This window comes from Legionella stuttgartensis (genome assembly GCF_977063405.2).
The window spans coordinates 164,604-178,376 of the sequence record NZ_CDRUHA020000071.1 but is presented as its reverse complement, the minus strand read 5'-3'; the positions used below and the strand labels follow the sequence as shown (position 1 = coordinate 178,376).

The following is a 13,773-nucleotide window of genomic DNA, read 5'->3' as shown; positions in this document are numbered from 1 at the left end:
ATTTCAAAATGTGGCCTAGGTACCATTAAAGCCATCTCTGGCTTAATACTATAAGTATGTCCATTTCGAATAATTTAGTCTATTTAATTTCTGATAAATTTGTGTTAATTATATTTGTGATGGTTAAAAATAATAAAACAAAAAGGAATCGTAATCGTATCGTTTGAACAAAAGGTGATGGAAACAGCAAGACTCGAGTTAAGTATAGCAAGATCAATTTAGCAATAAATCAATTGGAAGCATGGAGTGCTTCGACTATTGCTGAATGGTTAATGGATTATCATAACTTAAGGATAAGTGATGACACCACAACACGTAATAAGTCAGCTGCTTGAATCTGACGCACACCCATATGCTCAAAATCTTGATTTATTAAAAAAAATTATTATGACAGCCTATTTAGGCCGTTTAGAAATTAATGGTTCCCCCGCCGATAATAAAATTGCTTTTGGTAATTATCTATTTGATAACGAACAAATAATGTTCGATTTTACACGGGTAAGTGATGAGAAAAGAGTATTATTTAAACAATGGCTTTTGGAGCCTCATCAAAAAGAGAAAACTAAAGCATTTTTAAGTGGTGTAACAGTAAATGAGTATCGTGGTTTCACAGCTGAAGTTGCTTTAACCTGGTGGGGAAGAATAGTAAGCTGGTTTCAGGGACAATATTTAGAGCATTGGAAAATAAGTGATTTAGATTTATCACTAAAAAATATATCTCATTATCAATTGACTGGTATTCAAATGTGTCATGGTCATCATGGGACATTAATAGGTTTTAACCAATTTTTAGTCCCAGGGACTGGAACAAAATATAAAGATCCTGATGACTCCCAGCAAGAACCTTTAGGAAATACAAAACGAGTTTTTATTACCGATAAATTAGTCGATCAGCTTATCTCACTTAATATAAAAAATATTAATTTTGAATCAATATGTAAAAGCCCTCATCCGCAATCGATAGAAGTGTCTGATCCTCAAGAACGCCTAGATAAAATGCATGATTATCGAAAGATGCAGCGATATATGTCTTTAAAACCATGGTATGTTCGCATTTGGACTTGGTTGTTTCCCTGGATAAACGACGAAAAAGTTAAAAGTAAATCAATTAAAGAAAAACACGTAGTACCACTATATCAAACAAAAAAAGTAGAAGTATTTCGGTTTTTAAAATCACATGAAATTTTAGTAAGGGAAAGAAAACCCAATATTGAAAATATAGTTCTTTGCGGTGGTGGCGCAAAAATTTTTGCTCATATTGGTGTTTGGAAAGCACTAAACGAGGCAAAAATATATCCTGAAAAATTCGCCGGTAGCTCCGCAGGAGCTATTATGGCCTTAATGTGTTATTTAGGATATACAGCTGAGGAAATTGAAGCATTATTTAAACATTTCAAACATGAGCATTTAGTGCATTTTGATATAAATATCAATGGGATTTCCGAAGCTCATTCACTAAAGACTGCTCTAGATTATGCGATTGCCTATAAACTGGATCAAATTGTTTCTAAATATCAAATTCCATATCCCCAAGGCAAAATCACATTTGCAACCTTAGAAGAAATTCGGCAAAAATGCCCAGGGTGTGGAATTGGAAAAGAGTTGGTAGTTACAGCAACAAATAAACCCCAGGGAAAAACGCGTTATTTCTCTTATTTTCGCTCGCCAAATTTTGAGGTGAGTGAAGCGGTTAAAACATCCGCCAGTTTTCCTATAGTTTATAGATCAACGCTTATTGATGGTGAGGAACATAATGATGGCGGTATATTAAATAATTTTCCTACTGAGGCTTTTTTTGATGATCACTCCACATTTCTCGAATCAGAATATGGTAATAACTTAAAAGTATTAGCTGTTAAATTTGATGACGGCCCAGAAAGAAAGGCCATTGATCGTGTGATGGATAGAGTTTATAGAGAAAATGTGGTCTTAAATTGGATTTATAGATTATTAACTGGTGTTAGTGATCCAGCTAGTGGTTGGGAAAAAGATCGCTTGAAATTGAGAAAATACGCATGTCAATCCATTGTAATTAATGTTGATAATGTATCCACCTCATCATTTACCGTGGGGGAAGAAACCAGAAAACAAATGATTGATTCCGGTTATCAAGAGACAAATAACTATTTGAATATGCGTTATCATAAAAATGAGGATAACGAATATGAAAATGAAGAGTTTATGTACACAACATTTAGTTCTCTGGGTGAATTACTTTCCTATTGTTGTTATCGAGGTGATAGGCACTGGTTTGAAGTAGTGTACCGACTAATTGAAGAATCTAGTGCGCCTAATCAAAGTGAGTTAATGCAACAAGCGCAGGAATTGCGGAGACTTTATTTTAGTGCCACAACTTCTTCCCCAAAAACGCCTAAGCAAGATGATACTCAACTAACTTTTTTTGGTAATGAAATACCCCATGCCTCCTCATCGTCAAGTAGAAAAGACCATCACAAGATCCTCCTTGCGATATATCCTATTTTTTTAAAATTATCACAAGATTTAGTTAAGGACAGCTCTGATAAAAAGATTTTTGATTATGCACGTCATGCTTTTTCGTTAAAAGCTCCGTTTGAGTGTTTGAGTCATTTTGCAAAAATTCGTAATGAAACGCATGTCATTTTTCATATTGCAATCAATTTATTAAAAGAGCTTAAAAAAAATCCTAGTGAGAAAATATATGAAGCGATGAGTCGATTGTTAGATTTGCTTAATAGCAATAAAAATTTATATAAAGAGGAGTATTTTTCACGTTGGGATTTATCTTTCTCTCAATGTTCACGCATACTCGATTTATTGAGTAAGAATTCTGAAGTTAATCCACGAATGCTTCGTTCATTGAGCAGAAAATATGAGCCGATGCAAACAGTGATATCGGGTGTTTATTACGAGGATGATTATGGCGATTTAGAGTCTGATGAAACATTTTCCTTTAGTATGTAATATGTTTATTGAACTGTGGTATTTTATAAGGTAACTCGCAAATCAAAAAATAAAATGGAATAATTTTTTATTTATGAAAATACCAGGTCTTACGCTGCTGGAGTTACTAATAACGATGTCAGTGTTCATAGGTTTATCAATAATAGGGATTGGTTCATATACTTATTTTTTTAAAAAAAATGAACAGAAAACAATAATTGAGGAACTTCGAACGGCAATACAATATGCCAAGATGCAAGCGATTATTCTTGGTAATCCTGTACATCTTTCTCCGCTCGATGTGTCATCTAATTGGTCGAATGGCCTTGTTTTAAATTTTTTAAATAAAAAAACGAATCAAATGGAAGTGATTTATCAATGGCAATGGAACCATCCTCGCTGGGACTTGCATTGGGATGGAGCAAGTTCGACAAAGAGGATCAGCTTTTCAACTTATCCCGGACAAGCGATTAGCAATGGACGTTTTATTTTAATGAATCTAGATACCCATGAACAGGTGGTTATTGTTTTAAATCGACTGGGAAGAATAAGAGTTAGCAATAACTTGTCGCAGATGCGTTAATTTTGTAAGATCATGCCGAACTATATTTTGTAATAAGTAGCTAAAATACATGTCTATTAATACCCATTCTATTTTCAAAATAAATGCACAAAGTTCGGAGCAACTTACAGAGTGGCTTAATTATAACGCGTCCTTAACTGATAAACTGCAGCAAATTAAGGGTGAAGCACAGATTGAGCTTATTTCTCAATGTTGGACTAATACGGATTGGTGGGATAGAAACCTTTTACAAATTCAAGATAATTTGATCTTTCAGCGTGAAATCATGATGAAAAGTCATGATGTTGTTTATTGGTATGCACGTAGTATTATTCCTAAAAAATGTTATGAGCTTGATCCTAATTTTTTTAGACGTTTAGAAAATGAATCCATAAAAAACTTAATTTTTAATGAAGTTCGAGTGCATCGTGTTCAATGGACAAGCTATCCGGTGGATCAACAATGCTTGGAATATTATTGGGTTAAAAGGAATCTGCATTCAATTAATGGAATGCTTTGGGTTCGGCTAACCGAATTTTCTTTTCAACAGAAAGAATCATTTTATTTGGCTGAAATTATGTTACCTGAGCTTGAGAACATTAATTCATGAAGTGGAATGCATATTGGCGATTAATGCGTTTCGATAAGCCTGTGGGAATCCTGTTGCTTTGGTATCCGACAGCATGGGCTCTATGGTTGGCGAATAAAGGAATACCATCACTTAAACTGTTAATCTTTTTTTTATGTGGTACCGTACTTATGCGTGCAGCAGGCTGCGTGATCAATGATATTGCTGATCGAAATATCGATAAGCATGTTGCCCGCACGAAATTAAGACCGTTAACTGCTGGTGAAGTTAGTTTGCCTGAGTCTTTCCTTTTATTAATAATATTACTTTTAGTGGCATTATTTATATTAATTCAGCTTCCTCGAAATTGTTTTTATCTTGGATTGATTGCGTTATTTATTTCTCTATTATATCCCTTCTGTAAGCGCTTTCTCGACGCCCCCCAACTAGTCCTTGGTTTGGCATTTTCTATGGGGATACCTATGGCATATGTGGCATCCGATGGATATTTGAATAGTGAATGTTTCTTATTGTTTTTAATTAATTTTTCGTGGATTCTGACTTATGACACTATGTATGCCATGGCTGATAAAGCGGATGATTTACGAATTGGTGTGAAGTCTACGGCGATTTATTTTGCTAGCTATGATCGTATGATTATTGGTTTGTTACAAGGTTTATTTCATAGTTTGTGGTTATATTGGGCATTTATGAATCAAATCAATTTATTCTTTTATATTTTTTGGTTGATAGCGGGTGTTATCTTGATTTACCAACAAAAACTAATTAATAAAAGAGTTCCTCAAGATTGCTTCAAAGCCTTTATTGTGAGTACCTATTATGGGGCATTAATGTGGTTGGCTGTTGGCATTGGTTACTGAAATAGGGTTGGTTTTTCCCAACTGTCTTCCGTGCACAGCGAGGGAGCTCCAGTGATTATGCTAAAGAAGGGAGATCCTTCGTCGTAAGTTCCTCATTATAACGGGTCGAACTTAGGGATGACAATTAGGATTTAGGGTGACGAATTGTTATTTGAATAGCTTAATCCTAATGATGCTTATTTTCATCTGAGGTGTAATGCTATTTTGAGTTACCTGCGTTTATGTGAAATAAAGCGCAGGTCATTCATTTTAGATTTTAATAAATATCGCTTCCATTATCTGCAACAACTCGAGTATTTTTTCCATAAATTACAAGTATTTTTTGCTTGGTTTTCAGTTTGAGATCTTCTGCTTGTACCACAGAAATAATTCCCCCTGAATTTAATTTAATCACATATTCAACACCATGTGATTGGTTATAGCCATTGTCCTCAAAACTATTGCTTTTAGTTACATTGCTCGTATTTCGATGTAAATTCACAGGTCGTTTAGATATAATTGTACCCGGAATTACTTTTTTAATCTTGCCTACCTCATTTGAATCATATTCACCAGGAGGTAATGCTTTATTACAGCTAGCTAAAATAAGTCCAAAGACAAGTACTAAAATAGGTTTAAATAAGTTTTTTCGATTCATAGATACTTAAACTCCAGTAAGGAACACGATAAAGATAAGAGCCCCATACGAAATGCAACTTCGCGTGCTTATCTCTAAGCAAATAGGGATTATCGATGTCACGTACTAATTAATTTTGCGACCGTATGAAGTATAACTGAGAATTAATTTATTTTTAACAGTTCTTCTAATAAACTGCTGGCGCCTATGCGAAACCAGCTTTTATTAATATGTTTGCCCATCATTAACTCTGCGAGTGTTGCATAATTATGTGCTTGCTGTGGTGTCCTTATGCCACCCGAAATCTTAATACCGCAGGATTTCCCGCCATCTCGAATCGCACTTAACATGGCAAATGCTGCAGATAAGGATGCACCTGCGGATATTTTCCCTGTTGATGTTTTAAGATAATCGCAGCCCGACTCGACTAACTCTTTACTCACATGGTAAATAGTTGTGATGTCAGGAAAGGCGCCCGTTTCTAAAATAATTTTTAGCATAAGCTTATGTTGCTTACAAAATTGGGCAATAAAATTGCATTGATTTAACGCGAGTTGTTTTTGCCCTTGAAGATACATGTGGTAAGGAAATACATAGTCAATTTCTGTAGCTCCTAACTCCATTGCCTTTGCTATAGATTCAAGTGAACTGGTTAGTTCTTCACTTCCATGAGGAAAGTTAATCACTGTAGCTAAATCAATCACATTTTGTGAAGAAAATTGATCAAGATGCTGTATGTAAACGCAGAGCGCAGCAACTTGATTGTGATTTGCGTTGTGTTTTAATTGTAATAATGTTTCAGAATGTGCATGTTCATCCAATAAAGTAAGATCAATGGAGTGAATAAGTTGCTTGCCAGGGATGATTCTTTTAGAATTACTACCAAGCAACGTCTCCATGACCTCATTAAAATGGGTCTCTAAAGTCACTTTATACTCGCAATATATTGTTTCAGAATTAAATTCAATTTTTCCGCAGCACTTTCTGCCATTGCAACTACAGATTCATGACTGTGTGCTGTTTTTGAAAGGCCAGTTGCGTAGTTAGTAATCATAGCAATAACTGCTACGTGCATCCCACAGTGATTTGCAACTAAGACTTCTGGTACTGTAGACATGCCTACAGCATCAGCCCCCCAAACTTTAAATGCTCTGATTTCGGCAGCTGTTTCGTAATGAGGGCCTAAAACCGAAATGTAAACTCCTTCGGTAAGCTTAATTGAGTTTTTTGCTCCAGTAGATAATAAGTCAAAACGCATTTGTTTGTCATAAGCATTATCTAATGGATAAAATCTTGGGCCAAACTCATCATCGTTAGGGCCAATCAAAGGATTGCTGGGTTGTAAATTGATATGATCCGAGATAAGCATTAATTCTCCGGGCCCAACATCTTCTCTTAATGAGCCTGAAGCATTTGTGGCAATGAAATAATCGCATCCTAATAGTTTTAAAGTACGAATATAGGTTTTAACTGCTTCATAATTCTCGGAACCTTCGTACGTATGAGCGCGACCTTGTAAGCAAACAACACCCACATTATTCAAATATCCAAAAATTAAATTACCACCATGTCCTTGTACGGTAATCTTAGGAAATCCTGGTAATTCTTCATAACTGATTCGTACAGAATCGTGTAACTCATCAGCAAATTTCCCTAATCCTGATCCTAAAACCACACCAATTCTTGGTTTAAATGAAGGATATAGTTTTTTGATATAGTTTGCTGCTAAATGGGCATAGCTCTGCTTTTGTGCAGTATCTGTCATACAAATTTTCCTATTAATTAAGGGTTAACATCAAAATTAAAAGCCAATGGTAGGAGTTCATTTATCTTTAAGCTACGTAATATTGAATCTTTATTACATAGATGGATCAGAGTATCTGCTGTGGAGAATTCATGGATCCTTTGCCTGCATGCACCACAAGGTGAACACAATAAATTTGTTCCCGCAAGGATGACCATACTTTTAATATGTTGTTCCCCTGCAGAAACCATTGCAGAAATTGCTGATGTTTCAGCACATACAGCTAAGCTATAAGAGCCGTTCTCGACATTGACGCCGGTATATAAATTATCTTTATCGGTGCATATACAACAAGCCACGCTAAACTTGGAATAGGGCGAGTACGAATGAGCGAGCGCCTTATGTGCATTTGAAATCATTTTCGTAATTATCTGATCCATTATAAATCTCAATTAAAACTGGCAGTCTATAAGTATAAAAGAGTATTGTCTTTAAGACTATCTTCTTCTTTATGTTCTTGGACCTTAACAGTTGATTTAGTTGGTTCAGGGGATTTTTGCTTGGGATTAGAGAAAAAGCCGCTGAAGCAACTGGGTTCTGGTTCGGGTGACTTAGAGTTAGAGTGTTCCTCGGAAACTGAGGGGCCTAATGTTTCAGTCATTTCATAATAACTATTAGCATGGTCTGGTTCATGTTGTCCGAAATTGCAATTTAACCAGAATTCAAATGCTAATGCACCCAGTCCCACACAAATGAGCAGTGAAAAAATAGTAATAGGTATTGCTGCCGGCGGAAATAAAAATATGAAAGTAGCTGCAGTCGCAGCTACTAAGCTTATGACTGTTGATGTTTTAGCGTATGATAAATAAGCGCTTTGTCGTGTCGAAGAAAAATTTTCATCGGGAGGGGGATTTTTTAATTTATGATACTCACCAATTGACCATAATATATTACCAAGAAGAAATAGCCATGCTGCAGGAGGAAATAAGGCCGGTACAAAAATAGCAGCGACACTTATTATTGTTGCTGTGAACCCTATAATTGAAGAATAAAGGAATTGCTCTTTAATTTGTGCAAAACCATACCATTTGCGATAGTGTTCTGGGTGATCTGGATGAAGATGGCACGCTGTAAACCAACACAGATAGGCTAATGAATAAATGCCCAGTGAAAGAAATCGAAATATTGCTGCTGCGAGTGGAAAAGGGATATACTGGAGTTTTGAAAGCAAAAAGCCAGCAAAGAAAAAGATGCCACTTGCTCTATCTAATTTCTGGGCTATGGTCATATAAAAGTAATCCTGGAGATTTTTTTAACCCTGCAAATTGTACCTTAATTAAACAGAAAAAAATAGTTTATTTCATCTGTTTAAGAATATAAAAGTTAATAAAAAAGAAGTATCAATCAATTATTTACTTTCATATCATATGCTTATGTATTATCCATAACTAAATTTGGTTCAGATAGTTCGGCATTGATCTCCGGAGTTGAATGAAGAATAACCCGCACAAGCAGTCCTCCATCAGGGTTATTTAGAGCCATAATTTCACCATGATGTAATTGAATGGCACGAGCGGCGATGGCTAATCCTAATCCATATCCACCTGTTTTTTTTGTTCTTGACGTATCAACACGATAAAATGGACTAAATATCCTACCTAGCTGATCTTTAGGTACACCAGGACCTTTATCTTTAATATCAATATAGATATGTTCTTTAGTTTCATCATGTTTTAATGAAACAATCACTTGTTCTGTGGCTGGCGAATAATGGAGTGCATTTCGAACTACATTTTCTATTGCTCTATGAATTAATCGTTCATCAATGAGCAAGAAACATGGTTCAATTACACCCGCGTTGACTCGAGGTGTTTCTTCACCAACTTCATAATTGGCATCTCTAATGATATTGAATAAAAGAGTTGAAAGCTCAACATTAGTTAAATTGAGATCAGTTGTTGATTTCTCCAAACGAGCAAAATCCAGTACCTCAGTGATTAAAGCATTTAACCTAGAACATTCGAGTTCCATACGATTAAACTCTGTATCTGCTAGACCGTGTGTTTTATTACGTCCTAATTCTATTGCAATTTGCAGTCGAGCAAGAGGTGAGCGTAACTCATGTGAAATATCTTGTAACAATCGCTCTTTGGAGTTGATTAGGGTTTCTAGCTGTTCTGCCATACGATCAAACTCATGGCTCAATTGAGCTATTTCATCATTATAATGCCCTCTTAGATGTCCAACACGCGTATTTAATTTCCCAGTAGCAATTGATTTAGCGGCCATTCCCAACGATCGTAATGGCTGGGTTAAGTAGCGGGATAATAAATAACAAATAAGACCACTGATAAATATTGCCAAAATGAGACGAATGGCAAGACCAGCCCATGGAACATCAACAAAATGAGAGATTGGCTTTTCACTTACAGCTGCAAGTCGGTAAAATTTTCCTGAAGTGGATAAAATTTCATGACTTACGATAAGTTTGCCTGATTTTAAAATACCTTCACTTAGTTGATCTTGTAGTAAGTTTTCTGCAACTTCTTTTACGTTTTCTGGCGCTGCTTGCGTGCCAATAATTTCACCGGTGCTGGATAATAAATAAATTGACATATGGCGTGAAATACCAATTTTATTTAACCATTTTAATAATGCAGTTTGTCGACCTGATTCGTAGGTTGCAACGGCCGCATTTGCATAGCTATCCATAAATAGCTGTTCTTGGGCAGGTAATGATGATTTTTGTACGATGTGACTGATAACCCAGGCTGTGGTAAAAATAATAAGTATTGTGGCGAGCCAAAATGAAATAAAAATTTTCCAATACAAACTACGCATTAAACATGTATCCAAATCCACGAACAGTTTTAACTATAGGTTCACCTTGAGGGTTATCTCCTAACTTGTTTCTTAGATTACTGATATGAACATCGATACTACGATCATATGCAGTGTATTTTCTGCCTAGAGCATATTCAGTAAGCTCTTCCTTAGAAAATGCTTGTCCTGGTGATTTTATAAGCATTTCTAAAATATTGAATTCAGCATTAGTCAGTTCAAGATAGTTTCCGCCCATAGTTACATGACGTTTGGAGCAGTCAACAACTATATCATGTTGCTCAATGATAGGTCTTGATGTGGGTATCTTTTGAGTACGCCTCAAAATAGCACGTAAACGAGCTACTAATTCGCGAGGATTGCATGGTTTAGGCAGATAATCATCGGCACCGATCTCAAGACCCACGATCCTATCGATATCATCTCCACGAGCAGTTAGCATGAGGACAGGTGTTTCCAAATGTTCACGAATCGCTTTTAATACCTCAAAACCATTCAGTTTTGGTAACATGACATCAAGAATAATTGCATCGAAAGTCTGATTTAAGGCTTTTTTTACTCCACTTTCACCGTCATGGACACAGACAGCATTGAATCCCTCGGGGTCCAAATATTGGGCTAATAAATCAGTTAGCTCTATATCGTCATCAATTATGAGAATATTACCATTCATACTTCATTATGCCTTGCGTTTATCAATACATTCCATTAATTTGATCCTTCGAGCATCTGCGTTAATAATTTTAAACTCAAAAGAATCAATCGTAATCGTTTCCCCTCGTGAAGGTAAATGACCAAAACTATTCATTACAATCCCGCCTATTGTATCATAAATTTCATCACTAAAATCTGCTTTAAGTTGTTCATTAAATTCATCAATAGGCATATGGGCCTTAACAATATAGTGTCCATCTTCATGCGCCTTGAGGTAGGCATCTTCATCGATATCGAACTCGTCTTCAATATCTCCAATTATCTGTTCGATAATATCTTCAATAGTCACAAAACCAGAAACTTCACCATATTCATCCACTACTATCGCCATATGATTTTTGTTGCTGCGAAATTCACTGAGTAAGCTATCTAAACGTCTACTTTCAGGAACAAACGTCGTCTGACGACAAATATCAAGTAAGTCAAATGAGTCGAGATTAGCAGATTGATAGCGTAATAAATCTTTTGCGTGTAATACCCCAATGATTTCATCTGAATCGGCAGTAATCACTGGAAATCTTGAATGCCCAGTTTGGGTGACTGTTTGTATAATGTCGCAAAATTGCTCATCTTGTTTAATACAAACCATCTGATTTTTGGGCAGCATAATATCTCGTACACGCATTTTGGAGAATGAAATAGCTCCCTCTATCATTGCCAACGTTTCAGCACTAATTAGAGAGCGAATTTGTGCGTCTCTTAATAAACTAACAAGTTCCTCTTGATTTTGTGGTTCTCCTTGTAAAAACTGCTTAAAACGAGCAAACCACGTACTGTTATCTTCCTCTTTATTCAAGTTCATTACCCTCTGCGTCGTAAGGATTTGGAAACCCAAGCTCAGCTAATAATTTAATTTCAATAGCTTGCATTACGGCTGCGTCATCATCCTTAATATGATCATAGCCTAATAAATGCAATATTCCATGAATCAAAATCAATGCCCAATGGGATTCTAAAGTTTTTTTAAGTTGCTGACTTTCTTCTAATAAAACTGTCGGGCAAATTATGACATCACCTAATAAGGGGCATTCCAATTGTATTTCCACAGGTAACGAACTGGGAAATGCCAATACATTGGTGGTTTTATTTTGCTTTCTGTATGTATTATTTAAATGAATCATCTCTTCTGGAGTAACCAGGCGAACAGTGAGCTCAGCTTCTTTTTGATAATCTCTTAAAGCCAGTGATGCCAAGTGGATTATTTCATCCTCGCTCACAGGTAGTGATTCATCAGTTGCGTTTTGGATATCGATATAATAAGTCATTTATTTTTTCCTGTTGATGCATGATCATAGCAGTCAACAATTTTAGATACTAACGGATGTCGTACCACTTCACGACTTGTGAACGTATGAATACTAATTTCCGGTATTTTTTTGAATAATCCTACTGCATGCGCAAGTCCGGAATCAATACCTTTTGGTAAATCAACTTGTGTCATATCTCCAGTTACGACAGCTTTTGAACCGAAACCAATACGTGTTAAGAACATTTTCATTTGCATAATTGTTGTATTTTGTGCCTCATCAAGGATGATAAATGATTCGTTTAAAGTTCTACCGCGCATGAATGCTAAAGGTAAAACCTCGATAATATCGGTTTGAATCAGTTTTTGTGTTTCTTTAAAACCTATCATTTCATATAGAGCGTCATAAATAGGTCTTAGATAAGGTAGTACTTTTTCTACTAAATCTCCTGGAAGAAATCCTAATTTTTCGCCTGCTTCGACTGCTGGTCTTACAAAAATCAATCTTTGTACTTCACCTTTTTCAAAACATTGTATGGCTTTAGAAACCGCTAAATAAGTTTTCCCAGTTCCCGCAGGGCCAACAGCAAAGGTTATATCAAAGCGGTCAAGTGCATCGAGAAAGTCAGCTTGTTTATTATTTCGGGCGGCAATTGATTTTCTGCATAATTTAACATGATGAACATTATGGATCATTATCTTTTGGTTTTCCTTAAAAGTAATATACTATGAGTATAGTATTTATTATATTTTTTAGCTGTGTAATGTTTAGGCTCACAAGAATAGTTCAGAACGCTCATCTTCTGCAAGATTTATGCTACAATCATTCTTTTTTGATATAACATTCATTCATGATTGATCTTCACTGTCATAGCATTTTTTCTGATGGAAGCTTAAGTCCAAAAGAAATAATACAAAGAGCGCAAAGTAAACAGATTCAGTGTTTATCACTAACAGATCATGATACAGTCGCAGGTTACCCTGAATTATTGCAAGCGGCTTCTAACACCTCGATTAAAATAATAAATGGTATAGAGTTTAGTGTCCGATGGAAAAAACATGAATTACATATTCTAGGTTATCAAATTAATCATACCGCAGATTTCCTTGAGCTGATTCAACGACAAAATCAAAATAGAATAGAGCGTGCACAACAAATTGGAACAGCATTAGGTTTGCTTGGTATTTCGGACGCTTATTCAAAGGCTTGTGAGTTGGCGGGCCATCAGAGAGTGGGCAGACCTCATTTTGCACAACTTCTTGTAAATGAAGGAAAAGTTCAAGACCCAGCTACTGCATTTAAGCGTTTTTTGGGGAGAGGTAAGGGAGCCTATGTTCCTACCCCTTGGATTAGCATCCATGAGGCTGTCGAGGGCATTAATGCTGCTGGTGGTCAGGCAGTAATTGCTCATCCACTTAAATACGGATTGACGCGTTCTAAATTGCATGAGTTAATTAATGAATTTAAAGAAGCTGGTGGCGTAGGAATAGAAGTGGTTTCAGGCGAGATGACTGTAACTGAAGTAAATGAAATGGCGGCGATATGTCTTCGGTTTCATTTATTAGCTTCTTCTGGTTCAGATTATCATAGTGATATTGCTTCGCGAGTAAAGCTTGGTGGTCAGAAGCAACTACCAGTAAACTGTACACCTATTTGGCATGAATGGAACATTTAACAG

At 35.9% G+C, this 13,773-nt stretch carries 15 protein-coding genes; 5 read left to right on the top strand and 10 right to left on the bottom strand.

The annotated features are described in order from the left end of the window. Nucleotides 1–300: 300 nt before the first annotated feature. The 4 genes from vpdC (at nucleotide 301) to ubiA (ending at nucleotide 4,933) form a co-directional block, all read left to right on the top strand. Nucleotides 301–2,943 (top strand): Dot/Icm T4SS effector VpdC, encoded by a 2,643-nt coding sequence (vpdC, locus tag ACWTEW_RS25405; protein WP_454780885.1) that lies wholly within the window; start codon nucleotides 301–303, stop codon nucleotides 2,941–2,943. A 73-nt stretch (nucleotides 2,944–3,016) separates the two neighbouring features. After that, nucleotides 3,017–3,505, top strand: coding sequence for a GspH/FimT family pseudopilin (locus tag ACWTEW_RS25400; protein WP_454780884.1), 489 nt, complete (start codon nucleotides 3,017–3,019; stop codon nucleotides 3,503–3,505). A 49-nt stretch (nucleotides 3,506–3,554) separates the two neighbouring features. Beyond that, nucleotides 3,555–4,094, top strand: coding sequence for a chorismate--pyruvate lyase family protein (locus ACWTEW_RS25395; RefSeq protein ID WP_454780883.1), 540 nt, complete (start codon nucleotides 3,555–3,557; stop codon nucleotides 4,092–4,094). Continuing rightward, nucleotides 4,091–4,933, top strand: a complete 843-nt coding sequence (gene ubiA, locus ACWTEW_RS25390) for a 4-hydroxybenzoate octaprenyltransferase (protein ID WP_454780882.1) — start codon at nucleotides 4,091–4,093, stop codon at nucleotides 4,931–4,933. Before ACWTEW_RS25395 ends, ubiA begins: the two co-directional genes overlap by 4 nt. 256 nt (nucleotides 4,934–5,189) lie before the next feature. On the opposite strand, the gene ACWTEW_RS25385 is transcribed toward ubiA, so the two are convergent. From ACWTEW_RS25385 to ACWTEW_RS25340, 10 genes are all read right to left on the bottom strand, one after another. After that, a complete protein-coding gene (locus ACWTEW_RS25385; protein ID WP_454780881.1) occupies nucleotides 5,190–5,570 on the bottom strand; it encodes a hypothetical protein in 381 nt (126 codons plus the stop codon). 143 nt (nucleotides 5,571–5,713) lie between these two features. Beyond that, on the bottom strand, nucleotides 5,714–6,478 hold the full coding sequence (deoC, locus tag ACWTEW_RS25380) for a deoxyribose-phosphate aldolase (protein ID WP_454780880.1): 765 nt from the start codon (nucleotides 6,476–6,478) through the stop codon (nucleotides 5,714–5,716). Beyond that, nucleotides 6,475–7,314: a purine-nucleoside phosphorylase gene (locus tag ACWTEW_RS25375; RefSeq protein WP_454780879.1), complete on the bottom strand. Its 840-nt coding sequence runs from the start codon at nucleotides 7,312–7,314 to the stop codon at nucleotides 6,475–6,477. Before ACWTEW_RS25375 ends, deoC begins: the two co-directional genes overlap by 4 nt. 17 nt (nucleotides 7,315–7,331) lie before the next feature. Next, the gene (cdd, locus tag ACWTEW_RS25370) at nucleotides 7,332–7,733 is read right to left on the bottom strand and encodes a cytidine deaminase (protein WP_454780878.1); all 402 of its coding nucleotides are present in this window, start codon (nucleotides 7,731–7,733) and stop codon (nucleotides 7,332–7,334) included. 26 nt (nucleotides 7,734–7,759) lie between these two features. Beyond that, nucleotides 7,760–8,581 carry a hypothetical protein gene (locus tag ACWTEW_RS25365; RefSeq protein WP_454780877.1) on the bottom strand — a complete coding sequence of 274 codons (822 nt, stop codon included), beginning with the start codon at nucleotides 8,579–8,581 and terminating at the stop codon, nucleotides 7,760–7,762. 143 nt (nucleotides 8,582–8,724) lie between these two features. After that, on the bottom strand, nucleotides 8,725–10,134 hold the full coding sequence (cpxA, locus tag ACWTEW_RS25360; RefSeq protein ID WP_454780876.1) for a two-component system sensor histidine kinase CpxA: 1,410 nt from the start codon (nucleotides 10,132–10,134) through the stop codon (nucleotides 8,725–8,727). Next, nucleotides 10,127–10,807 (bottom strand): two-component system response regulator CpxR, encoded by a 681-nt coding sequence (gene cpxR / locus ACWTEW_RS25355; RefSeq protein ID WP_454780875.1) that lies wholly within the window; start codon nucleotides 10,805–10,807, stop codon nucleotides 10,127–10,129. The genes cpxA and cpxR overlap by 8 nt, the downstream gene beginning before the upstream one ends. A gap of 6 nt (nucleotides 10,808–10,813) precedes the next feature. After that, entirely contained in the window at nucleotides 10,814–11,650 is an 837-nt protein-coding gene (locus ACWTEW_RS25350; protein WP_454780874.1) for an HlyC/CorC family transporter, read from the bottom strand. Beyond that, nucleotides 11,637–12,113 (bottom strand): rRNA maturation RNase YbeY, encoded by a 477-nt coding sequence (gene ybeY, locus ACWTEW_RS25345; protein WP_454780873.1) that lies wholly within the window; start codon nucleotides 12,111–12,113, stop codon nucleotides 11,637–11,639. The genes ACWTEW_RS25350 and ybeY overlap by 14 nt, the downstream gene beginning before the upstream one ends. Further along, nucleotides 12,110–12,790, bottom strand: coding sequence for a PhoH family protein (locus ACWTEW_RS25340; protein ID WP_454780872.1), 681 nt, complete (start codon nucleotides 12,788–12,790; stop codon nucleotides 12,110–12,112). The genes ybeY and ACWTEW_RS25340 overlap by 4 nt, the downstream gene beginning before the upstream one ends. A 155-nt stretch (nucleotides 12,791–12,945) precedes the next feature. Here ACWTEW_RS25340 and ACWTEW_RS25335 point away from each other — a divergent pair, with 155 nt between their 5' ends. Further along, nucleotides 12,946–13,770 carry a PHP domain-containing protein gene (locus ACWTEW_RS25335; protein WP_454780871.1) on the top strand — a complete coding sequence of 275 codons (825 nt, stop codon included), beginning with the start codon at nucleotides 12,946–12,948 and terminating at the stop codon, nucleotides 13,768–13,770. The last annotated feature ends 3 nt before the right edge of the window (nucleotides 13,771–13,773 follow it).